This is a genomic window from Thermodesulfobacteriota bacterium, assembly GCA_040757775.1.
Lineage (GTDB): Bacteria > Desulfobacterota > UBA8473 > UBA8473 > UBA8473 > UBA8473.
Map to the genome: position 1 here is coordinate 128,883 of JBFLWQ010000005.1, position 21,582 is coordinate 150,464.

At 40.8% G+C, this 21,582-nt stretch carries 25 protein-coding genes and 1 tRNA gene; 23 read left to right on the forward strand and 3 right to left on the reverse strand.

All coding sequences use genetic code 11. The features are described from left to right. Positions 1–67 precede the first annotated feature (67 nt). The 5 genes from AB1401_05130 to ychF all read left to right on the forward strand — a co-directional run bounded on the left by AB1401_05130 (position 68) and on the right by ychF (position 3,725). Positions 68–139: transfer RNA gene (locus AB1401_05130), tRNA-Gln, on the forward strand. A gap of 107 nt (positions 140–246) precedes the next feature. Next, complete coding sequence (locus AB1401_05135; protein MEW6614830.1) at positions 247–1,188, forward strand: ribose-phosphate pyrophosphokinase; 942 nt, start codon at positions 247–249, stop codon at positions 1,186–1,188. 42 nt (positions 1,189–1,230) lie between these two features. Beyond that, the gene (locus tag AB1401_05140; GenBank protein ID MEW6614831.1) at positions 1,231–1,878 is read left to right on the forward strand and encodes a 50S ribosomal protein L25/general stress protein Ctc; all 648 of its coding nucleotides are present in this window, start codon (positions 1,231–1,233) and stop codon (positions 1,876–1,878) included. Positions 1,879–1,997: 119 nt separating this feature from the next. Beyond that, positions 1,998–2,609: an aminoacyl-tRNA hydrolase gene (gene pth / locus AB1401_05145; GenBank protein MEW6614832.1), complete on the forward strand. Its 612-nt coding sequence runs from the start codon at positions 1,998–2,000 to the stop codon at positions 2,607–2,609. A gap of 24 nt (positions 2,610–2,633) precedes the next feature. After that, positions 2,634–3,725 (forward strand): redox-regulated ATPase YchF, encoded by a 1,092-nt coding sequence (gene ychF, locus AB1401_05150; protein ID MEW6614833.1) that lies wholly within the window; start codon positions 2,634–2,636, stop codon positions 3,723–3,725. Between the two features lie 2 nt (positions 3,726–3,727). Here ychF and cobO read toward each other — a convergent pair whose 3' ends face one another. Next, a complete protein-coding gene (gene cobO, locus AB1401_05155; protein MEW6614834.1) occupies positions 3,728–4,270 on the reverse strand; it encodes a cob(I)yrinic acid a,c-diamide adenosyltransferase in 543 nt (180 codons plus the stop codon). Between the two features lie 285 nt (positions 4,271–4,555). On the opposite strand from cobO, the gene AB1401_05160 reads away from it, so the two are divergent. Both AB1401_05160 and AB1401_05165 read left to right on the forward strand, forming a co-directional pair. Further along, a complete protein-coding gene (locus AB1401_05160) occupies positions 4,556–6,532 on the forward strand; it encodes an HD domain-containing phosphohydrolase (protein MEW6614835.1) in 1,977 nt (658 codons plus the stop codon). Positions 6,533–7,127: 595 nt separating this feature from the next. After that, on the forward strand, positions 7,128–8,630 hold the full coding sequence (locus AB1401_05165; protein MEW6614836.1) for a carboxyl transferase domain-containing protein: 1,503 nt from the start codon (positions 7,128–7,130) through the stop codon (positions 8,628–8,630). A gap of 17 nt (positions 8,631–8,647) precedes the next feature. Here the strand turns inward: AB1401_05165 and AB1401_05170 are convergent, their stop codons facing one another. Continuing rightward, positions 8,648–9,796 carry an acyl-CoA dehydrogenase family protein gene (locus tag AB1401_05170; GenBank protein MEW6614837.1) on the reverse strand — a complete coding sequence of 383 codons (1,149 nt, stop codon included), beginning with the start codon at positions 9,794–9,796 and terminating at the stop codon, positions 8,648–8,650. Positions 9,797–10,187: 391 nt separating this feature from the next. Here AB1401_05170 and AB1401_05175 point away from each other — a divergent pair, with 391 nt between their 5' ends. The 16 genes from AB1401_05175 (at position 10,188) to dtd (ending at position 20,298) form a co-directional block, all read left to right on the forward strand. Next, positions 10,188–11,798 carry a methylmalonyl-CoA mutase family protein gene (locus AB1401_05175; GenBank protein ID MEW6614838.1) on the forward strand — a complete coding sequence of 537 codons (1,611 nt, stop codon included), beginning with the start codon at positions 10,188–10,190 and terminating at the stop codon, positions 11,796–11,798. Between the two features lie 18 nt (positions 11,799–11,816). Continuing rightward, positions 11,817–12,206: a cobalamin-dependent protein gene (locus tag AB1401_05180; GenBank protein MEW6614839.1), complete on the forward strand. Its 390-nt coding sequence runs from the start codon at positions 11,817–11,819 to the stop codon at positions 12,204–12,206. 181 nt (positions 12,207–12,387) lie between these two features. Next, a complete protein-coding gene (locus AB1401_05185) occupies positions 12,388–12,711 on the forward strand; it encodes a recombinase family protein (GenBank protein MEW6614840.1) in 324 nt (107 codons plus the stop codon). A 52-nt stretch (positions 12,712–12,763) separates the two neighbouring features. Next, positions 12,764–12,943, forward strand: a complete 180-nt coding sequence (locus AB1401_05190) for a hypothetical protein (GenBank protein MEW6614841.1) — start codon at positions 12,764–12,766, stop codon at positions 12,941–12,943. A 48-nt stretch (positions 12,944–12,991) separates the two neighbouring features. Further along, a complete protein-coding gene (locus AB1401_05195) occupies positions 12,992–13,246 on the forward strand; it encodes a hypothetical protein (protein MEW6614842.1) in 255 nt (84 codons plus the stop codon). Positions 13,247–13,323: 77 nt separating this feature from the next. Beyond that, entirely contained in the window at positions 13,324–14,076 is a 753-nt protein-coding gene (locus AB1401_05200) for an MBL fold metallo-hydrolase (protein MEW6614843.1), read from the forward strand. A 191-nt stretch (positions 14,077–14,267) separates the two neighbouring features. Further along, on the forward strand, positions 14,268–14,444 hold the full coding sequence (locus tag AB1401_05205) for a DUF4258 domain-containing protein (protein ID MEW6614844.1): 177 nt from the start codon (positions 14,268–14,270) through the stop codon (positions 14,442–14,444). Positions 14,445–14,573: 129 nt separating this feature from the next. Continuing rightward, a complete protein-coding gene (locus AB1401_05210) occupies positions 14,574–14,801 on the forward strand; it encodes a type II toxin-antitoxin system MqsA family antitoxin (protein MEW6614845.1) in 228 nt (75 codons plus the stop codon). 240 nt (positions 14,802–15,041) lie between these two features. Further along, a complete protein-coding gene (locus tag AB1401_05215) occupies positions 15,042–15,311 on the forward strand; it encodes an AbrB/MazE/SpoVT family DNA-binding domain-containing protein (protein MEW6614846.1) in 270 nt (89 codons plus the stop codon). Between the two features lie 282 nt (positions 15,312–15,593). Next, positions 15,594–16,313 carry a hypothetical protein gene (locus AB1401_05220; protein ID MEW6614847.1) on the forward strand — a complete coding sequence of 240 codons (720 nt, stop codon included), beginning with the start codon at positions 15,594–15,596 and terminating at the stop codon, positions 16,311–16,313. Further along, positions 16,310–16,969, forward strand: coding sequence for an ATPase (locus AB1401_05225; protein MEW6614848.1), 660 nt, complete (start codon positions 16,310–16,312; stop codon positions 16,967–16,969). The genes AB1401_05220 and AB1401_05225 overlap by 4 nt, the downstream gene beginning before the upstream one ends. A gap of 2 nt (positions 16,970–16,971) precedes the next feature. Continuing rightward, positions 16,972–17,610: an MBL fold metallo-hydrolase gene (locus AB1401_05230; GenBank protein ID MEW6614849.1), complete on the forward strand. Its 639-nt coding sequence runs from the start codon at positions 16,972–16,974 to the stop codon at positions 17,608–17,610. A gap of 125 nt (positions 17,611–17,735) precedes the next feature. Continuing rightward, positions 17,736–18,548, forward strand: coding sequence for a cytidylate kinase-like family protein (locus AB1401_05235; protein MEW6614850.1), 813 nt, complete (start codon positions 17,736–17,738; stop codon positions 18,546–18,548). 20 nt (positions 18,549–18,568) lie between these two features. Further along, complete coding sequence (locus tag AB1401_05240; protein ID MEW6614851.1) at positions 18,569–19,393, forward strand: hypothetical protein; 825 nt, start codon at positions 18,569–18,571, stop codon at positions 19,391–19,393. 158 nt (positions 19,394–19,551) lie between these two features. Then, complete coding sequence (locus tag AB1401_05245; protein MEW6614852.1) at positions 19,552–19,827, forward strand: PxxKW family cysteine-rich protein; 276 nt, start codon at positions 19,552–19,554, stop codon at positions 19,825–19,827. Positions 19,828–19,851: 24 nt separating this feature from the next. Next, positions 19,852–20,298 (forward strand): D-aminoacyl-tRNA deacylase, encoded by a 447-nt coding sequence (dtd, locus tag AB1401_05250; protein MEW6614853.1) that lies wholly within the window; start codon positions 19,852–19,854, stop codon positions 20,296–20,298. Positions 20,299–20,347: 49 nt separating this feature from the next. On the opposite strand, the gene AB1401_05255 is transcribed toward dtd, so the two are convergent. Then, positions 20,348–21,565: an ABC transporter substrate-binding protein gene (locus AB1401_05255; GenBank protein ID MEW6614854.1), complete on the reverse strand. Its 1,218-nt coding sequence runs from the start codon at positions 21,563–21,565 to the stop codon at positions 20,348–20,350. Positions 21,566–21,582: the final 17 nt, after the last annotated feature.

Consider the following 21,582-nt stretch of genomic DNA (forward strand, 5'->3'; position numbering starts at 1 on the left):
AAGCCGAACATAAGGTTGAATGAAAGCTTGCCTACGTGAGAAACGGTGTAATACTGAGTCTGTTGTTTGGGGCGTCGACAAGCGGTAAGTCACAGGATTTTGGTTCCTGTATTCGGAGGTTCGAATCCTCCCGCCCCAGCTGGTCTTTTTTGATACAAAATAATCCATAGAATTATTTCTCTTTCAATTTTGTGAGTTCCCAGTATTGGTCATTTGATTAATAAACAAAGAGAAGGGAATTTTTTTATGCTAAGTAAGTTAAGACTTTTCTCTGGAAATTCAAATATCGCTTTGGCTGAAAAGATATGCCAATACTTAGAAATTCCACTGGGCAAAGTTAGAGTTAAAAGCTTCAGTGATGGAGAAACAGCAGTAGAAATAGATGAAAGTGTACGAGGAATGGATGTTTTTGCAGTCCAATCCACATGTACACCAGGCAATACAAACCTTATGGAACTTCTGATAATGATAGATGCCCTTAAGAGAGCTTCTGCCCGAAGGATAACCGCTGCCCTCCCATACTATGGGTATGCTAGACAGGATAGGAAGGTATCTCCAAGGGCACCTATAACAGCAAAGTTAGTGGCCGACCTTATCGCAGCAGCTGGAGCAGACAGGGTTCTTACTGTAGATCTCCATGCAGGTCAAATTCAAGGTTTCTTCAATATCCCCGTTGATCATCTATATGCCACACCTGTAATTTTGAAGTATATGAAGGAAAGATTCCAAAATGATCTTACTGTTGTTTCTCCAGATGCTGGTGGAGTGGAAAGGGCCAGAGCCTTTGCAAAAAGACTCAATTCTTCGTTAGCCATTATTGACAAACGAAGGGTAGATTTTAATGTAGCAGAGGTGATGAATATTATTGGTGAAGTTGATGGCAAAAAGGTTGTTATCTTAGATGATATGGTTGATACCGCAGGTACTCTTACTCAAGCGGCTGATGCTTTGTCCCAAAAAGGGGCAGTAAAGGTCTATGCCTGTTGTACCCACCCTGTTCTTTCTGGTCAAGCTATAAGTAGGATTAAGGATTCCGCCATAGAGGAACTGGTTGTGACTGATACTATTCCCTTGGTGGAAGAAGGAAGGCTTTGCAAAAAAATAAAGGTACTGTCAGTTGCAGAGCTTCTGGGTGAAGCTGTAAAAAGTATCCATGAAGAGGGTTCTGTAAGCAGGTTATTTGTCTAGGAGCCCCTGAAGTATTATTAGGAGCGATTCTGGGAGGAAAAAGTGAAACAAGTCAGTTTAAATGCAGAGCTACGTACCGAATGTGGCAAAAGTGCTGTTAGAAAACTACGAAGAGAAGGACTAATCCCCGCCATTCTTTACGGGCATAAAAAAGAATCTATCCCTCTTAGTTTAAGTTCCCTTCTTTTAAATAGGATAATGACTGATGAAGCCATAGAAAGCACTTTAATTGACCTTACTATTAAGGCTGGTGAAAAGGAAGAAAAAAAGACTGTTGTGTTAAAGGATATACAAGTCAGCCCTGTAAAGAGGGATTACCTCCATGTGGATTTTTATGAAGTTGACATGAGTGAAAAAATCGTGGTGCCTATTTCTATTCACCTTATTGGTAAGGCAAAAGGTGTGGAGACTGGAGGAATCCTCCAGCAGATTAAAAGGGAAGTTGAAGTTAAATGTCTGCCTTCCGAAATCCCAGAACGCTTTGATATCGATGTCAGCAATTTAGAAGTCGGTGGTTCAGTTCATCTGAGTGAAATTAGCCTGGATGAAGGGGTTGAGATTTTAGAAGATTTAAGTCTTGTTGTGGCGGCTGTTTTAACACCTACTGTTATGAAAGAAGAGGAAAGAGAAATAGGTATTGAAGAAGACAGAGGAGAGGAAGGGGATAAAGAAGAAAAGGAGAGTAAATAAGGGATCAGTTAAAACTTCTTGAAAAATCCTTAATAGCGTAAAAGAGGGAAAGGGGAATTTTCTATTTTTTTTGCAGGATAAGCTGGGTAGTTACTAAAAAATAGATTAAGGTATTCTCGGTGAAATTGGTAGTTGGCCTTGGGAACCCTGGTGAGTATTATAGGCTAACCAGACATAATATTGGTTTTTTAACAGTTGAAAGATTGGCTCAAGAGAATAATATTGAATTTTCGCAAAAAAAGTTCCATTCCGTAATCGGGGAGGGGCATATAATTGATCAGAGGGTAATTTTGGCTAAGCCTTTGACTTATATGAATCTGTGTGGTGAGGCAATAAAAAAGCTGTTAAGCTATTTTAGGGTAGACCCAGAAGATTTTATTGTTGTACATGATGATTTGGATATGGAATTTGGGAAAATTAAGATAAAAGAAAAAGGAGGGCATGGTGGTCACAATGGTGTTAGGTCAATCATCAGTATCTTGGGAACAAATTGTTTTTTAAGGTTAAAATTAGGGATTGGCCGTCCAGCCACCAATAAAACAGCGAAAGACTATGTCCTCAGTTCTTTCGAGGGAGGACAGTTGGATTTTCTTCCTGAACTGGTCCATTTAGGAGAAAAAGCGCTGGTTTCTATTATCACGCAGGGTGCGCAGGTAGCAATTAATAAGTTTAACCGGCAACGCTGCAAGACTATAAGTACCCAATTGGCTAATTTCGGGATTTTTGGGTAATTGATAACTTTGGAGGTACTCCAATTGGGTTTTACCTGTGGAATAGTTGGTCTGCCCAATGTGGGGAAGACTACCATATTCAATGCCTTAACCTCTGGTAAAGCCGAAGCCTCTAACTATCCATTCTGCACTATTAATCCAAATTTAGGTATTGTCAGGGTGCCTGATGAGCGTCTGTATAAGATTTCTAAAATAATCAACCCACCAAAAGTAACTCCTACCACCCTTGAATTTCTGGACATTGCTGGTTTGGTAAAGGGAGCAAGCCAGGGTGAGGGGTTGGGCAATCAGTTTCTGGGGCATATACGTAACGTTGACGTGATTACTCATGTTGTTCGTTGCTTTGATAACCCTGATGTGCCTCATGTCAATAGTATCGTAAATCCAAAACGAGATATAGATATTTTAAATACCGAATTGATACTGGCCGACATTGATACCGTTGATAGAAGGCTGGCTAAAACAGAAAAACTCTTGAAGACAGGTGATAAAAAGATGGCTAATGCTTTAAAGGTATATAAAAAGACCAGAGAGGGATTGAATATTGGGAACCCTGCTAAAAACCTGGAGTTTGAGGAGGATGAAAAGGAGGTTATTGAGGAGTTAAACCTCCTTACCTTTAAGCCCATTTTTTATGTGGCTAATGTTGATGAAGAGGAACTCAAAAAGGGCAAGTATACCCAATCCATTAAAGAGATTTCCGAAAAAGAGCGTACTAGTGTAATTGTTATATGTGGTGATATAGAGGCAGAGATAGCAGAACTGGAAGAGGATGAAAGAGATGTTTTCCTGAAGGAGCTTGGACTTGAGCAATCTGGATTGGATAAACTGGTAAAAATTGGGTATAACCTTTTGAAATTAATAACCTTTTATACTACTGTTGGATCAGAGCTGAGGGCATGGACTGTACCAGAGGGGACAAAGGCACAAAAGGCTGCAGGAAAGATCCATTCAGACATGGAAAAAGGGTTCATTAAGGCAGAGGTGATACCATATAACGATTTTTTGGAGGCAGGATCAATGACTGTAGCAAAAGAAAGAGGGCTTATCCATTTAGAAGGCAGGGAGTATCTTGTCCAGGATGGAGACATAATCCACTTTAGATTTAATCCCTAACTCTATTTCTCTATACCCTTTCTAGACTCTATACCCCCTGCATAATAGTGTTTTATATCCAGCATCTCCGTGACCAGGTCAGCCTTTTGCACCACTTCAGGTTTTGCATACCTCCCGGTTAAGACCAGTTCCACATTTTCTGGTTTATCTTGCATCAACGCCAACAGGTCTTCCAGCACAACCAATCCAAAGTCAACAGCTACATTGACCTCGTCCAGTATGACCACATCATATTCTCCACTCAAGACTACTTCCTGGGCTAGCTTGAATGCCTTTTTAGCCCAGTCAACATCGACCTTCTCAGGGTTTTCTCTATTGACAAAGTCAGCCCTTCCCATCTGTTTAATAGTCAAATAAGGGGCAAGTAGTTTTTTTGCTGATATCAACTCACCATATTCAATGTTACCTTTCATGAATTGTATCATATAAACCCTATACCCATGTCCTATTGCCCTGAGAGCCAGACCCAAAGAAGCAGTAGTCTTCCCCTTCCCATTGCCAGTATAAACCTGGATCATCCCTCTTTCCAATCTCTCCCTTTCCATATTAATCTCCCTTTCGATAAGTAGGATATGTAGGGGCGCAGCGCACCGTGCCCCTACTCCTTTTTATGAGTCCTCATTGAAAGATACTAGTTTTACGTTCTTTTGTCAAGAAAGGGATGGCGGGTGTCTGATTTTCTCAGCCGCAAGGTTTTTATGGAACTTCTGCCCTTTCTTATATTGACTTGAAATCGACTTTACTTTATATTATGGACAAATAAAATACTATTTTTCTCATTATTTTTATAATTCCATTCACTTCTTATATCAAATGAAAAGGAGCAATAGATGCGAGGGTTAAAAGATTATGTTATAAATAACTTTGAGCGTGTATTTATATTGGTTATCTTAATCAGCGTTTTGGTGATCTATTACTTTGTACCTTATAAACTTGCCTTTCTGAATGTATTTTACCTGCCTGTTCTTCTTTCAGGTTATTTTTCAGGGAGACGGTACGCTACCCTGGGAGCTTTCCTTTCTATACTTTTAGTTGCAATTTTTTTCTATTATTTCCCGGAATCTTTCATTACTGGCGAGAGCAGGTTTGATACACTGTTCAAAATAATCCTCTGGGGTAGTTTCCTTTTGGTGGCGGCTTACCTTACAGGCTTATTGCATGAAAAATTGGCAGAGGAAAATAGAAATACTTTGGCTTTAAATGAAACCTTAAAGGAAACCAATAAAGAATTGGAAGTGGCTAATGAGAGTTTGAAAAGTTATACCGAGGATTTAGATAAAAAGGCGGCAGAATTGAGGGAAAAAAATGAGGTTATACTCCATCTTAAAGAGAGAATTGAAAATGCCTTATATTCTACTATGGATAGTACTTTGGCCAAGTTAATTATTGAGAGACGAGTACGTAATGAAAAGACTAACATAAGTGTCCTTTTCAGCGACCTGGTTGGATTTTCTACATTTTCAGACAAAAAGCGTCCGGAAATAGTTGTCGAAGAGCTAAATAAATACTTTGGGGAAATGGAGAGCATTGTAGTTAAATATAAAGGGCATATTGATAAATACCTTGGTGACGGAATGATGTGTGAGTTTGGTGCCCCTGTTGCTGATTATAGGTTACATGCTCTACATGCTGTGGTAGCTGGTATTAATATGCAAGACCGTTTGAGGGACATTAAGTTGCCCTTGCGAATGAGGATTGGAGTATCTACTGGCTATGCTATTACTGGATTAATAGGTCAGCAGAAAAAGAGTTACACAGCGATTGGAGATGTTGTCAACTTAGCTAAAAGACTGGAAGAAATATGTCCTCCAAGTGGTATATTTGTGGATGAAGAGACTTTAATCCGTGTTAAGCAATATGTTAATTTTGAGAGGGTAAGAGTTATGGATATCAGGGACGAACATGAGGAAGAATACTCTAGAGTAAAAAATGAGATCGAATCCTGTTTGCAGGAGTTAGAAAGAAACCCAAAAGATGTAAGCCTTCTGTATAGAATAGGAAAACTCTATTTTGAAACTTACGATATTAGTACTGCCATAGGTTTTTTTAAAAAGGCTTTAGAGTTAGATCCAGACAATAATGAGGTGAAAATTGCATATGCTGATGCTACGTTGAACAGAGATACATTTGAGAAAATAGAGATTAAAGGTAGGAAGGAAAGGGTTGCCGTTTACAAAATTTTAGGATTGAAAGACCCATTACAGGACCGTAGTAAAATCCCTGAATCTTTTTATAATCAGTACAAATATGTTCTGGATATTATTAAGGTTCCCTATGATGTGATTTTACCAACAGAGGTTATTGATGGCAATATAGGGTCATCAAAGGTAGGAGCCATTATTGCCTATGCCATTGCCAGTAAATTGAATTTACCGGATTCAGAAAAAGAAAGAATAATGACTGCTGCTTTTTTTCGGGATATCGGCAAAGAGATGGTTCCTGCCTATCTGCTAAATCGAGAAGGTACACTGACTGATTTGGAGCTTAAAGAAATCAGGAAGCATACGTTGGAGGGTGTGGTAACACTGCAGACTATGGGCTATAAGGATGAAAAAATGCTGAGTTATATTAGAGATCATCATGAACGTTATGATGGAAATGGCTACCCTAATGGGAAAAAGGGTGATGAGATTTCCACTGGAGCAAGGATTGTGGGAATAGCAGATTCTTTTAATGCCCTTATCTCTGTTAGACCGTATCGTGATTCTTGGGATAGAGATATGGCAGTAAGAGAATTAGAGAGAGAGTTTATGCAAGACCAGGATAATAAGGGGATAGTAGACGCTTTGGCTGGATTGATTAGTTAAGTAACATGGTGTATGCATATAAAACAGACCATAACCACGGGCCGAACTGGATGCGCGGAAAAATCGCTACACACCTATTAGCCCTGCCGTTAGGGGCATCTGAAGGAAATAGTTACAGTTTTCATAATACTTTTTTTCGGAACAGTCTCTACTAAATATATTAAAGATTGCCACAGATTCTTACTTGGTTTCCCAACACGGTTTCAGACAAAGAGTCTGCACCCAAAAAATTACCTAATTACTGAGCGTAATTAGTTGTCTAATTTTTCTGTATATCATTCCAAAAGTGATGTCCCGTGAGGCAGCTTCATCGGAACGGAAATTATAGAAGGTGGTAACTATAGAACAAAGCCGAAGAAAGCCTAAGAATTCTCCACCGTTAGGGAAAAAACCCAAGCTTTTCTTTAAGAATGTTGTGCAATACTTAGTTCGATTTTTCTCTTCCATCTAATCAAGATAGACACCTAAGAAATCATGATAATTTTTGCCTAATAAGAAATTTTATTCTTTTTCGGGACGAGATAATTAGCGTTTTAAGAGGGTAGAAGGAGAACCTTTTGGAAGGCAGATAATCTGAACAAGAAGAGGTGGCTTTATGGATTATGAAGAGGGGCGTAAAAAGCTTGAACAAGAGCGTTTATGGGTTCAGGAAAAAAGTAGCCAGAAGCAATTGGAACGACATCGAAAGAAAAGGAAATACCATGTCTCGGAAAGAATAGAGAAGCTCGTAGACCCGGGAAGCTGGCTGGAATACGGCCAATTTGCTCGCTCACTTGAGCCTGCTCATAAGGAACGGTCACGAAGAGATGCAGTAATGACAGGTTTAGGCAAGATTAACGGACGAACGATTGCTATTCTTGGAGACGATATTACGTCAATGGGCGCCACCCAGTCATTTGTAACTATAAGAAAATCAGATAGAATAATAGACATAGCCTGTAGAAATCAATTTCCCATAATCTCTTTCAGTGAAGGAGGAGGGGGGCGTGTCCCGGACATTATTGGGGTTGGGTTTTCCCGTATTCTGGGTTTCCATCGTCTTGAAGCCCTGAATAGCTTAGCAAACTGGGAAGATAGGCCACTTTTCATATGTTGTGTCTTTGGATATTGCTATGGCGATCCAGCTTTTAGGTCAGGTATGGCTGATATTACAATAATGGTTGAGGATTCGGCAGTAGCAGTTTCGGGACCTCCGTTGTTAGAAGTAGCTATTTCAGAAAAAATAACTGATATAGAGTTGGGTGGGCCGGAGATTCATCAGACTAAAACAGGACTTGTTGATATTGTTGTAAAAACAGAAGATGATTGCATTGAGGCAGTAAAAAACATACTGCACATTCTTCGGCCGCCTGAGATTCCGAAAGATCCTGTCGACAGACTTGTCCCCTCATTAGAGGCAATTATCCCTCATAGTAATAGATATGTCTATGATATGAGGAAAGTCATAGACGAACTATGTGATAATGGAGAATGGTTAGAATTAAAACCACGATTCGGCAAGGGGCTATTGGTAGGCCTAGCACGGGTGGGAGGGCAGGTCGTTGGTATTATTGCCAGTCAACCGTTATCTGCAGGTGGCTCTGTAGACGCCAGGGCTCTCCAAAAATCGGCAGCATTTTTGGAATTTACAACCAGGAGAAGGATTCCGCTTATTGTAGTTCAAGACATCCCGGGTTTTTTAATAGGCTCTGATAATGAAAAGGACGGAATGGTGAATGAGATTGCAAATCACACAAAAGCACTAGATAAGGTAGACGTTCCCATGATTGTTTTAATAATAAGAAAGTCTTATGGGGCGGCTTATTATTTTTTGGGGTGTGTTGCTTCCGGTGCGCAATATGTAGCGGCATGGCCCAATGCGGAAATAAGTTTTATGGCCCCTGAGATGGGGGCAGGAATATTAACCAAGCATGTGGAGCCTGAAAAGAAAGAAGATGCCATGAAAAAAACCGCTGCTGATCTTGAACGCAATGCCTCTGTCTGGGGTCCGGCACATGAATTCTTATTAGATGATATAATAGCCCCCGAGGAAACAAGGAAGATGCTGTGTCATGCACTCAGTCTTTTAGCCACTAAAGCACCTGGCCCTCTGGTATAAAAACGTATGCTCAAGAACTACAATCCCATACTGTTTCCTATGATCAGTTTCATGATTTCAGTAGTTCCGCCGGCAATAGTCATATAACGAACATTACCAGGCACACGAGCAACATAATATTCTTTCATGCATCCATATCCTCCATGCAACTGGGTACAGTGATAAGCAATCCGATTTACCATCTCCGGTATCCACCACTTAGCCATGGATACCTTGACAGTGATGTTAACCCCCTGAATAAAGTCTTCAATGAGAGAATTAAGGAATGCCCTCCCTATTTCAACCTCAGTGGCCATCTCAACAATCTTAAACGTGTTGTGCTGGAATTGGCTTACAGGACGCCCAAATACATTGCGGGTTTTACAATATTCAATGGTTTTTTCCAATGTATATTCAGCAACTGCCTGTGCATCGACTGCTACGATCAGTCGTTCCTGTTGAAGGTTATGCATCAAATATTTATACCCTTCACCCTCTTCACCCAACAGGTTTTCCTGAGGAACACGGCAATCCTCGAAGAATAATTCTCCGGTGTCCTGGCTGTGTCCGCCGGTCTTTTCGAGAAGGCGTCCCTTCGAAAATCCTGGAGTCCCTTCCTCAATGAGAAGTATACTGATCCCCTTATGGGGAGGTTTTGCCTTTGGGTCAGTCTTTACAGCCACAATCGCTAAATCACAGCCTATACCATTACTTATGAATACTTTCTGACCGTTGACAACATAGTCATTACCATCCCTGATGGCCTTGGTTTGGATGCTGGCAAGATCAGAACCTGCTTCTGGTTCTGTCATAGGCAATGAGGTTATAATTTTTCCACTGACACAGCCAGGGAGATACTTTTCTTTCTGTTTTTGTGTCCCATGATGATGAATATACGGGACAAAGATATCGCTATGAAAACCCATCCCCTCAGCGCCAGGCACCTCAGAACGTGCTGTCTCTTCATGAAGAATAACAGAGTATTCAAATCCAGCCCCTGATCCCCCATATTCTTCATCTACCCAGGGACATAGATAACCCTGTTCTCCCATTTTGTACCACAGGCTTCTTGGAATCCTTTTTTCATCCTCCCACTTTTCGGCGTGAGGTTTAATCTCTTTGTTTACAAAGTCCCTGAATGCCTTACGAAAAATATTATGCTCTTCCTGGTAAAATCGTTCCTCCATGCCAACCTCCTATCCCTTCTTTCAAAATTTTATTGCCCGCTATCTCTCTTTTGCTGCATTAACCAGTGGATAAGCATCGGAAAGCAACAAAAAGATTATATTAGGTGGTTAATTATAGTTCTATACATACCCTATGTCAATTTTAAAGATGGAATTTAAAGTGAAAAGGCAGTAATAACCTGACCCCATTAAACCTTATGACTTACCTCTTTGATCTCTGACTATTGAAAAGCATTGGCATTTTTCTTGACTTTTTGGGACTTCTTTTGATAAAAAGATACTGATTTCAACGAAAAAGGAGAAAAAAGCATCAGTAACCAACAATATAACCAATCTTCATCTTTCCGGGTATAAGAGGTTGAAGTGGTTAAAAGTTAGCCAGGAGGTTAAAATGAGTCAATTAAAAACACGAGAGGCGCATACTGGATCAGGTATTCCTGTAAAAACATACTATACTTCGCAGGACATAGTAGATTTAAATGAAGGAAAAGACCTGGGACTGCCTGGAGGAGAGCCTTATACCAGAGGCATATATGAGAGTATGTATCGGGGGAGGTTATGGACTATAAGGCAGTTCTCCGGTTTTGCTACTCCGGAGGAAACAAACAAGAGATATAAATACAAATATGAACATGGAGAAACAGGCTTCAGCATTTCTGTTGACTCAGTGACAGAAAATGGTCTTGATCCTGATGACCCTCGTGCCGTAGATGAGGTAGGACAAAGTGGTGTCTCAATAAGCTCATTAGCAGACATGGAGATCCTATTTGATGGTTTGCCGATAGATAAAGTAAGTACGGCAGTGATTACCAGCCAATGGACATCCCCTGCCCTTGCAGCTATGTATTTCGCTATGGCTGAGAAACGAGGTGTCAGCCTGAAAGAGATAGATGGCACCAGTCAAAATGATCCATATGTATTTAGTCTCTGCTGCAACCTTATTGACTGCGTTACCCCGCCTTATTTATTAAGGTTAAGTGTAGATTTGATTGAATGGTGTGCGGAAAATGTTCCCCACTGGCACCCGGTGAGCTTTGCTTCCTACAATTACAGGGAGAATGGGTGTAATGCCTATCAAGAACTAGGTACGGTATTTGCGAATGCAGTAGGATATATCGAAGAGGAGCTAAAGAGGAACAGGCTCAAGATTGATGATTTCGCTCCCGTTTTAAGCTTTCATCTTGCGGCACATAATGATTTTTTCGAAGAAATAGCCAAATTCAGAGCGGCACGTAGAATATGGTGTAAACTGATGAAGGAGCATTACGGGGCTAAAAATCCGCGCAGCTTGGCTTTTCGCTTTCACGTCCAGACGTCCGGTTCTACTAATGTTTATCAGCAAATTCTGAACAATTCTGTGCGAATTGCTTATCAGGTAATGGCTGCCGCTCTTGGGGGGGCTCAATCAATTCATGCTACTTCCTACGACGAACCTCTCTGCTTACCAACAGATCAGAGTATATTGCTTTCTATAAGAACCCAACAAATTGCTCAATATGAAACTAACATTACTAATGTCGCTGATCCTTTGGCAGGGTCTTATTACGTGGAATGGCTAACTAACGAGGTGGAGAAGAAAGCCTGGGAGTATTTTCAAGAAATACAGGATAGAGGAGGATTGCTTGAAGTTTGGCAATCAGGATGGATGCATAGAGAAGCAGCAGATGCAATGGAGGCAAGACAAAGGGAAATAAACAGTGGTGAAACAAAAATAGTCGGCCTCAATTGCTTTGAGATGCCCGAGGAGCCTTATCAGGTTCCCGTTTTCCGTCCTAATCCTCAATCCACGGAAATTGAAACAGAAAAGATAAGGAAGCTGAGGCAGGACAGAGAAAATCGGAAGGTCAAAAAATGCCTGGAGAATTTGCGCCAGGTCAGCTTAACTGGTGAAAACGTAATGCCTGTATTAATGGAAACTGTAAAGAGCTATGCTACTCTTGGTGAAATCCAGGATGTCTGGCGTGGTATTTGGCCCAAATGGAAGGCTCCTATTGAATACTAAGGCACGGAGGCAAGAAGAATGGAAAAAAGAATTAGGGTATTGATGGCTAAACCAGGAATTGATGGGCATTGGAGAGGTGCCAAGATAGTGACTACAGCCCTCCGAAATGCAGGGATGGAGGTAATTTTTACCGGGAATATGAGTCCTGAGGCAATAGCCAAGATAGCTGTTCAAGAAGATGTGAATGTAGTTGGTCTCAGCATTTTGGCGGCTGGACATATGAGAATAATTCAAAGAGTACTTAATGCACTTCAAGGGGAAAATGTTGAAGATATTGTTGTAATGGTAGGAGGAACTATTCCTCAGGAGGATATCCCTATTCTCAAGGAAATGGGGGTTCATGGGGTTTTCCCTCCAGGTAGCAAGACAGATATGATTGTAGAATTTGTTAAGGAGAAAATGGCTTAGGGGGAGGCAAGAACCTTATGCCAAGGGGATAACAAACATGGGTATCGGCAAAATTCTTTGACTTATAATAAAGATTAATATAGACTTTTTACGACTTCATCATAGTTGAGTTGCCTTTAAAAAAAGAGGGCTCAGTCTGGCTGCAGGCACTCAGGTAAGTAAAAGAGGAGATGACAGTGATATGAAATATAGGAAGATAAAGGCTGTCGGCTACATCAAAGCCTATACCGGTAGGATTAAGGAGGAAAATCCAAGCCCGGAAGTGCAGGAAGAAAAGATCAAGGTCTATGCTGAATCTGAGGGTCTGGATCTGGTAAGGGTGTACAGGGAAAAGGTTCTTGGAAACAATATAGTTAATAAAGACGAACTGGATCAAATATACAAAGATATAAGCGAAGGAAATGCCGATACTATCCTGATTTATAAAGGAGACAGAATAACCCGACGGTGGTCTATTAATCGGTTGAATAAAGAAAAATATGAAGGAGATTCAGAAGAGATTTAAAAGTGTTGTTTTGAAGATAACTGAAGAAGGCAGGAAGGAGGAGGTTTTTCTTATGCGGGAGAAAGATAGGGAACTGGCAAGAAGAAGACGTCGAAGGAAAAAGGCGAAAAAACTAAGAGCTAAAGAACCCCATGAACAGATAGAGGAGATACCTGTTAGTAAGAAGAAGACTACTAAAAGGAGAAAACCCGCTGAGAGCAAGGGTACTGAGAGCAAAGAGGAATCAGACTGATCTGGGGGAATTATTTTCGGGTATAATAGCTGAGGGAGGAAAGGAGAGATGATTGAAAAAGCCTTGAATAAAATAGCTGAGCAGATACTTGCTTTCGATGAAGCCTCCCTTAGAAGCCTTAGGGCAAAATATCAAACCAGAATAGGCAATTTCGATACAAGTAAAGAATGGGAAAAGTCGGTTATAGTCTATTTTATTATAAATTCCATTATTACAAAGAACGCTCTTTTCAATCAAAACCTGTTGGCAGAGAAAGGAAAGAAGAAAAAAAAAGAAAAGAGGGAACTTAAGATAGTAGCCTAAAATGAGGTTAAATAAGGCGATCTCCGATGAGTTAATCTCGTATTGGTTCGCTTTTTTATACATTGTGAGATAGTTTAATGGAACTCGTAATACTAGGTTCTGGGGTTGGAGTGCCCACATCGAAAAGGTCTGCCCCTGGTTTATGTGTAAGGGTGAATAACAAGCCGATTCTTTTTGACAGCGGCAGCGGTACTGCCTACCAGCTTCCCAAGGCTGGTATTGACTATCACCAAATAGATTATGTTTTTTATACCCATGTAGCCCACCCGGATCACATCAACGATCTATCAGAGATTATATTTGCCAATAAATATGATTACCCCAGAAGGGAGAATGATCTCAATATAACAGGACCAAAAGGTATAAGGAGATTTTACGAAAACCTTGAAGTCCTTTTTCCTACCCTTAAAGCCCCGCCTTTTTCTGTGAATATCCAGGAGGTCGAGATTGATCAGATTAAGATTAATGGTGTGCTGATTGAATCAAAGCCCCTTTGTCACCAGGGTGTGGAATGTGTCGGGTATAGGCTGGAATTCCGGGGAAAGAGTATTGTATATTCTGGCGATACAGACTACTGCGATAATTTAGTAGAGCTTGCAAGAGAAAGCGATCTTCTGGTTGTTGAGTGTTCATTTCCCGATGAATTTAAGGTAGATGGTCATCTGACGCCGTCATTCGCAGGCCGGATCGCCAAAGAGTCAGGGGCAAAAAGACTCGTGCTCACCCATCTCTATCCTATCTGCGATAAATATGATATTCAAAGTCAAGCGCAACGGACCTACCAGGGAGAGATAATTGTTGCCGAAGACCTGATGAAGATAGAACTTTGATATAATCAAAACAAGGAAAATCAGGGGAAGAAACAGTATTGAAGTCATCTCCAATTCGCAAAAATCCTTTGACAATACAAGTAGGTTAAGCAATAATTTGGTTATATAATCTTCATCTTACAGGTAGCGGTTATGGGGTAGTACATTGATGATGGGGCGCGTGAGGAAAGACAATAAATATGAGGATATAGATGTTTGACCGCATTTTGAAGGAGATACAAGACAAAATACGCAAGCGGAAATACATAATGTCAATCCACTCTGAAGAAGAGATGAACGATGACAATCTTTCCATCTTTGATGTCGAAGGTTGTATTCTTACCGGAAAGATTTTGGAAAGACAGAAAGACAAAGTTACTGCCGAGTAGAAATATCGAATAAATGGACAATCTCTTTCCGGCGGTGAACTTGAAGTTGTAGCCAAATTGAGCCCAACAGGCAAGTTGGTTATTATTACAGTATATGTACCATAACATTCAATGAAAGCAGGAAGAGAAATGATTTGTGATAATTGCGGGAAACAAGGTGCGCGCATCCGCAAGGTTGCCAGGACTTACGGTAAGGGCAAGGACATATTGGTTATAGAAAATGTCCCTGTTATTACATGCCCACACTGCGGAGAAAGTTACCTTGAGGCAGAAACACTTCATGAAATTGAGCGCATTAAGTTGCACAAAAAAAGTTTTGCAGTTAATCGCTCAGTTCAGGTTGTCAATTTTGCTTAAAAAATAATCGCACACCCCACTCCACATAACAGCAGTAGGGCGTTTCTTTATTAACATGTCATCTCGACCGAAGGAGAAATCTTTTTAACTACACGTTATAAATAAGATTTCTCGTTTTACTCGAAATGACAGGATTGGGATGTTATTTTCGAAATGCTATACTAGGCGTAAAAAACATTTGCCAAACATCAGAAAAGTGATATAATGCGAATGTAAGAAAATCAAATTAGGAGATAATGTATGATTACCCAATTAAGGAGCAGGTCTCAGATAACCTTACCAAGGGAGATCGTAAAAAAGATGAAATTACAGAAAGGCGATAATCTGGACGTCATTGTGGACGACGACAAGATTATTATCAAACCTGTTCTTGTAATTGATAGATCTCAGACTTGGTTCTGGTCAAAGGAATGGCAGGCAATGGAGAAGGAAGCGGATGAGGATATTAAACATGGCAGGGTGCAGAAGGCCAGAAGCGTGAAAGAATTGATAGAAAAGCTGGATTCATAAGCAATGGAGTTTATTTTTACCGAGAGGTTTAAGAAATCCTACAAAAAGCTCTCCAAAGATGAACAAAAGGCACTGCATAAAAAACTCAGCTCGATGAGTAGGAACACACATCATTCCTCACTAAGAACTAAGAAGGTTCAAGGAACAAACGATATTTTTGAATGCAGCGTGAGTATGTCAATTCGGATGACCTGGAAGTACGACAGTGAAGCGATAGTATTGCGTGTTGTCGGAAAGCATGATGAGGTTTTGAAAAATCCATAATAAAAGGAGTTTTAGATTTTGAAGGTGGGTTTTGTAGGGCATCCTCCCAATGATGTAATTGAGAAATACAGATCTGAGGAATTGATAGACCTTGATAATGATCTTGGTCAGGTAGAAGAAAAGAGTGACCTCTACCTTCCAAAGATTTCCTGTTCTGTTATAAAAAGGGTTTTCAATAACGCATTAGCCTTTCGCCCTCGAAGGATCATCTTTGATGTGGGGGAGGGAAAGTGCGACTCCGGAAGGTTTCTAAGCTGGATATTGAGGGAGCACTTCAGTATGGATATCATAGAAACCAGAAACCAGAACAGGAAAGGCCGTGGGACCGTGATATGTGATTCCATGCTGCCCTTACGGGAAAAATTCGACTTAATCCTTAATAATATTATTGACAACAAGGATTATGAACTGGAGAGGGAACCCAATCCCAGGGTAGGATTCTGGTCTGTCCCTTGCTGGGACACGAAGATATTTGATCTTTTTCCAGAAGGAACAAGGATATTTGGGTGGACACGATGCTTTGAAAATGGTACTCCAGATGATTTGGAGATAGAATGCTATGTAGAGAAGGGTATCCCGACGGTTTTCTATGCCCAGACATTCTGTTCCAAGAACCTTCTGGCAAAAAACCTTGCCAGGGTTTACCGAGGACTGTATGTGGATTGTGGTGGGAGTCTTACCGCTTCAGTGAAGGCCCAGATAGAGGCATTTATATATCTCAGGGGGGCTTTGGTATGACGGTCTTCGCCGATTTTGGCAGTACCTGGTCGAAGATTTTAGACAGTTCCGTGAAGATTGTAAAGACAAAGGAAGTACCCAAAGAGATAATAGCGGACTTTGCCTGTGGGCATAATGCTGAAAAGAGGTCAAAGAGGTATATAAATGAACTGATAGCCCTCTCCGAAGGTGGTCTCAGATTTATAAATGAAAGGGATTTCCTTCTTGTAGATGTAGGGAGCAGAGATATCAAGTATGTACTCTATAGAGACGGACGGTTTGTAGAGACCGGATGGAATCAGGAATGCGGAGCATCCCAGGGTTTTGCCATAGAACTTCTAGAAATGTACTATAAAATCGACTGTAACAAACTTGAACTGCCAGAGAACGGCTACCCTGTAACATGCGGGCTTATTGGTATATCCAGAATATTCGACGAAATAATAAAAACAGGGGAAGAAGAGAATGCCTTGGCCAGGTTTGTCAAGGGGATTGCCATGAATGTTTATCACTTTACAGGTAAACCAGAAAAGATGTATCTCAGTGGAGGATTATGTGAAAACAGGCTCTTTATTGAATCCCTTCCTTGCGAGGTAGTACCGTTGGGAAGATTTGTCCTGGTTGAAGGGCTTAAAGAGATATATAAGAAGGGTTTTGTTGAAATCAAAAGGGGGTAATTATGTTTGTAAAACAATTGGAGGTTGGTAATTTGGCTGTCTTTGCATATATAGTGGGATGCAAGGAAACTGGAGAGGGGTTAGTAATTGATCCTGCCTCCGAGACCGATAGAATACTCTCTATCAGCAGCGAAAATGGGATCGATATAAAGTACATTGTCAATACCCATTCACACATAGACCACACTATGGGCAATGCCGATATGGTCGCAAAAACAGGTGCCAAGATAGTAATACATGAAAATGAAAAGCACCTTCTTACGAAGCAGCCGAATTTTCTTCTTTCTATGTTTGCATCAAAACCATCTCCGCCAGCAGACATTACTGTTAAAGAAGGGGATACCATTAATATTGGTAAGCTCAGCCTCAATGTAATACTCACACCAGGTCACTCACCAGGAGGGATTACCCTCCATTTAAACGGCTATCTCTTCACAGGAGACACCCTTTTTGTGGGAGGTGTGGGAAGAACGGATGTCCCTGGAGGTTCGTGGCCAGTCCTTTTGATGTCCATTAAAACAAAACTTTTGACATTTCCAGATGAAACCATAATAATGCCAGGCCACAACTATGGATATGCATCAACCTCTACGGTGAAACAGGAGAAGGATTTCAACCCTTTTATTAAAGATACAGTATAGCCTATTTACAAATCTTCCTTGACTCCAAAGCCTTTCTCTAGTATACTTTTGTTACCTTTTTTAAGAACTAAAGGGGAGAAGAACCTCTTTTATCAGTCAACCCCTAAAGGGTAAGGAGAGAAATTATGTCTATTATTACAGTTTCAAGGGGATCATACAGTAGAGGGAAAGAAGTGGCAGAGAAGGTGGCTCAAAAACTTGGCTACGAGTGTATCGCCCGAGACGTCCTTCTAGAGGCATCGGAAGAATTTAACGTTCCTGAGACAAAACTCGTTCATGCTATCCAGGACGCTCCTTCCTTTCTGGATCGTTTAACTTATGGAAAGGAAAAGTATGTTGCCTATATACAATCGGCATTGTTAAGACATTTGCAGAAAGACAACATAGTCTATCATGGTCTTGCTGGTCACTTCTTCGTCAAAGGGGTATCACATGTGCTCAAAGTTAGGATCATTGCCGATCTGGAGGATCGTATCAGACTGGTGATGGAGCGGGATAAGGTTTCTAGAAAAAAGGCATTGCAGTTTCTAAAAAAGATTGACGAACAACGAAGAAAATGGAGCATATCACTCTATGGGATTGACACATTGGACCCAAGCCTCTATGATATGGTTCTCCATATAAGAAAAATCACTGTAGATGATGCAGTGGACATCATATGCCATACCGCGGGGTTGAAGGATTTTAAGACAACCCCTGAATCCCAAAAGGCAATGGATGATATATTCCTTGCTTCTGAGGTTAAGGTCGCCCTGATAGACTTAAAACCCGATATCGAAGTCTCTGCTGATAGCGGAAAGGTATCCGTAGCAACCAGTGCCCGACTATCCCATGAAGAAAAATTGGTTCAGGATATAGAGGGTGTTGCTAAGACCATTCCAGGTGTCAAAGAGGTTAGTGTCCATATACGACTGGATCCGATGGAGACATACGACTGAAGGACTTATATTTTTTGTCTATGAATTCGTCTTACCTCTGCCAACCTGATTCCGTAAAGTCATGCGGTGCCTGCTGTGGGCTATATAACTGGAATGATCATTCAAGGGATACACTGGAGCCTTTACTCCATAAAAAGACCGACTTTTTCCAGTCTTTGGTACGCAGTTCCAACTCATTTGATAGATACCGGGAAAAGATTTCGGAACTGTTTTTTTGCTCAAAGCTTTTTGAGACCATCTATAATTGTGAATTTCTGGGTTTTGTAGATGAAAAGCGGAAAAGAATAGGTTGTCTTCTCCATCCCATGGTGAACAGAGGGGAAGACCTGAGGGACAATTCCTTCTATGGCAGGGAACTATGTGCCTCTCACGAATGCCCCAGTTATACCTACCTCACAGAAGCAGAAAAAAAAGCCGTTATCTATGGATCAGATGACTGGTACGTCTATGGTCTGGTCATTACCGACATCGACTTTGTAAAGGAATATTTCAGAATTGTAAATAATGCCCTTGGCGAAACCATAGATCCTGAAAGGATAAAACGACCTGAGTTAAAAGGAATTATCTCAGATTATTTTAGATTAAAGGAAGAATGGGAATTCAAAAGTGAGGAGAAACGTTTTGGCAAATACTTTTTCTCATATGCAGAATATCACATAGCCAAGATAGAATATGAAAAAAAACTTGGAATCAGAGGATCGTCCTTTGACAAGATTCTGGTAAGTCTGGGTTCCGAGTTTAATTCAGTCGATGAATTGCACGAGGCAGAGGCAATCATACAGTCCATTATTGATAGATTCATAGATGCCTACACACTTTCCTCCCCTTTTTTACATTTTACTTGACAAAAAAAATTAGGCTTGGTAAAAAGACAAATTAATTTTAATAATTGAGACTGCCGAGTTGCCGATCTAAAAATTTACGGCTTAGGAGTCAAAGGTAATTCGGCTTTTTTTTGTCAAAATCTAGGTTATCTAATAAAATAAGATTGGAGGGATTAAAATTGGTTTGTCAAACTGTTAAGGTAGGTGTAAACTGCATATTCATGAAGAAGAAAGGCTGCTCTTTTAATGGAGGAAAATGTTATCCAATTGTCGACTCCTGCGAGGGATGTGACAGGATTCAAGATTACTCTTCGGGGAAATTCTGCATATCATGTGCTGATCCTGCAAGCAAATGGAGAGTTGGCGACTGCAATTTTGCCACACATATTAAAAAAGAAAGCACGGTAACCCAGAAGATGATAAACCCATTAAAAGCCTCAAAGAGAAGTGCCTAGTACAATGAAGGCTTTAGGACATAAATGCAGGTTGTAATCCAGAGGGTCAAAGATTCCAGGGTATCAATTGGTGATAAACTGATAGGTAAAATCGGGAAAGGCATGCTCGTGTTCCTGGGGATTGAAAAAGAAGATACCCAAAACGATGCGGATTACCTTGTATCCAAGATAATAAACCTGCGGATTTTTGAGGACTCTCATGGGAAAATGAATCTATCATTAAAAGATATAAACGGAGAGATACTGGTTATTTCCCAGTTCACCCTTCTGGGTGACTGTCGGAAAGGGAGAAGGCCATCATTTGCAAATGCAGCCGAACCTGAAAAAGCCAAAACATTATATCAATACTTCGTCTCACAGATAAAAAACAACGCAATAGTAGCCACTGGTGAGTTTCAAGCCAAGATGGATGTATATATATTAAATGATGGGCCTGTAACCTTTCTTTTGGACAGTAAAAATATATCCTGAGAGTGGGCGACCATTCCCTTACATTCAACATCTTCCTAGTCACAAAACTCTAACGGGAAATGGGCTCCCTCCAGTCACTAATCGGTATGAGGATACCTTTTTCGATATCAGGTTTGTAAAGTATCCCACTTCTCGACCCTTCCCTATTATTGGGGCTCCAGTTAACCGGACCAACGAGGCCCCACGGGCTAAAGCCCTTCATGCCCTCCATTGCCTTCACCAAATTCTCATTGTCCAGTTCTTTTCCCGCCCTCTTCATAGCCTCCATAAAAAGGATTGCGTATGCCCACCCATACGTGTACAGTTTGCTGCTATAGGATTTTTCTTCACCAGGGTAGAATCTTAGTGTTATCTCCTTCATCTTCTTAGCCCCTGGTGCATCTTCATAAATTGACCTGGCGCTATGTACCCCGATAAACCCCCTGTATGCTTCTTTGGCGAGAGAAATAATGTCCTCGTTCGTAGATAACAGTGTCCCTAAGAAGTTCGTCTTAAGACCGAGTTTTCTTGCATCCCTGAGAAGGAGAGAAGCCTGCTGGACAAGGCCTTGAATTATCACGATATCTGGGTTGAACCTCTTCATGGAGAGAACCTGGGAGGTTGCATCCAATTCATTCATCTCCAATATAACATCCTGGAGTTCAACTCCCATCATCTTTGCCCTTTCATTTGCCACTCTTGCTGGCCCTTTACCAACATCTATATTAGGATAGACAATACTTATCTTAGGATTCCTAGCTTTCATATCGTTGATTATATAATCAAATAATATTTCAACACAATTTTCATAAGACAAGAAAATATGAAAAACATATCGGTGGAAAGGTTTAAACATTTGTTGAGATGGGCTGATCGTCAATATGGCAATCTTTTCCTTTCCAATCTGTGAGAACAAAACCGTCGTTTCGCCTGTAGAGGTGGGGCCAAAAAACGTCAGAACCTGGTCCCTATAGAGAAGCTTTTTGAAAGATGCCAATGCCCTCGGTATAGAGTAGCCAGTATCTTCATAAATTACCTTTATTTTTCGACCGTTGATACCTCCCTGTTCATTTACGTAGCGAATGTAATTTCGGACTCCACTGGAAACAGCTTGTGAATCTTTTGCAATGGGGCCTGTGTTGGCTGTTAAATACCCAACGGTTATCGTATCTTTTGTTACCCCTCTTGTTTCACCCAAAACCGCAGTGTAGCAAAACAACAAAAGCGGTACTGTTAATATGATACTAATCCTTTTCATCCTTTCTCTTCTACACTGTAGATTATTCATGGGGTCCTCCTTTTTTG

Coding starts and splice junctions, on each gene's coding strand:
- AB1401_05215 (MEW6614846.1), top strand. CDS start 15,042: ATGATTACCCAATTAAGGAGCAGGTCTCAGATAACCTTACCAAGGGAG.
- AB1401_05240 (MEW6614851.1), top strand. CDS start 18,569: ATGAATTCGTCTTACCTCTGCCAACCTGATTCCGTAAAGTCATGCGGT.
- AB1401_05180 (MEW6614839.1), top strand. CDS start 11,817: ATGGAAAAAAGAATTAGGGTATTGATGGCTAAACCAGGAATTGATGGG.
- AB1401_05175 (MEW6614838.1), top strand. CDS start 10,188: ATGAGTCAATTAAAAACACGAGAGGCGCATACTGGATCAGGTATTCCT.
- cobO (MEW6614834.1), bottom strand. CDS start 4,270: ATGGAAAGGGAGAGATTGGAAAGAGGGATGATCCAGGTTTATACTGGC.
- AB1401_05170 (MEW6614837.1), bottom strand. CDS start 9,796: ATGGAGGAACGATTTTACCAGGAAGAGCATAATATTTTTCGTAAGGCA.
- AB1401_05200 (MEW6614843.1), top strand. CDS start 13,324: ATGGAACTCGTAATACTAGGTTCTGGGGTTGGAGTGCCCACATCGAAA.
- AB1401_05230 (MEW6614849.1), top strand. CDS start 16,972: ATGTTTGTAAAACAATTGGAGGTTGGTAATTTGGCTGTCTTTGCATAT.
- AB1401_05190 (MEW6614841.1), top strand. CDS start 12,764: ATGCGGGAGAAAGATAGGGAACTGGCAAGAAGAAGACGTCGAAGGAAA.
- AB1401_05165 (MEW6614836.1), top strand. CDS start 7,128: ATGGATTATGAAGAGGGGCGTAAAAAGCTTGAACAAGAGCGTTTATGG.
- AB1401_05225 (MEW6614848.1), top strand. CDS start 16,310: ATGACGGTCTTCGCCGATTTTGGCAGTACCTGGTCGAAGATTTTAGAC.
- dtd (MEW6614853.1), top strand. CDS start 19,852: ATGCAGGTTGTAATCCAGAGGGTCAAAGATTCCAGGGTATCAATTGGT.
- AB1401_05205 (MEW6614844.1), top strand. CDS start 14,268: ATGTTTGACCGCATTTTGAAGGAGATACAAGACAAAATACGCAAGCGG.
- AB1401_05235 (MEW6614850.1), top strand. CDS start 17,736: ATGTCTATTATTACAGTTTCAAGGGGATCATACAGTAGAGGGAAAGAA.
- AB1401_05185 (MEW6614840.1), top strand. CDS start 12,388: ATGAAATATAGGAAGATAAAGGCTGTCGGCTACATCAAAGCCTATACC.
- AB1401_05135 (MEW6614830.1), top strand. CDS start 247: ATGCTAAGTAAGTTAAGACTTTTCTCTGGAAATTCAAATATCGCTTTG.
- AB1401_05255 (MEW6614854.1), bottom strand. CDS start 21,565: ATGAATAATCTACAGTGTAGAAGAGAAAGGATGAAAAGGATTAGTATC.
- AB1401_05210 (MEW6614845.1), top strand. CDS start 14,574: ATGATTTGTGATAATTGCGGGAAACAAGGTGCGCGCATCCGCAAGGTT.
- AB1401_05160 (MEW6614835.1), top strand. CDS start 4,556: ATGCGAGGGTTAAAAGATTATGTTATAAATAACTTTGAGCGTGTATTT.
- AB1401_05195 (MEW6614842.1), top strand. CDS start 12,992: ATGATTGAAAAAGCCTTGAATAAAATAGCTGAGCAGATACTTGCTTTC.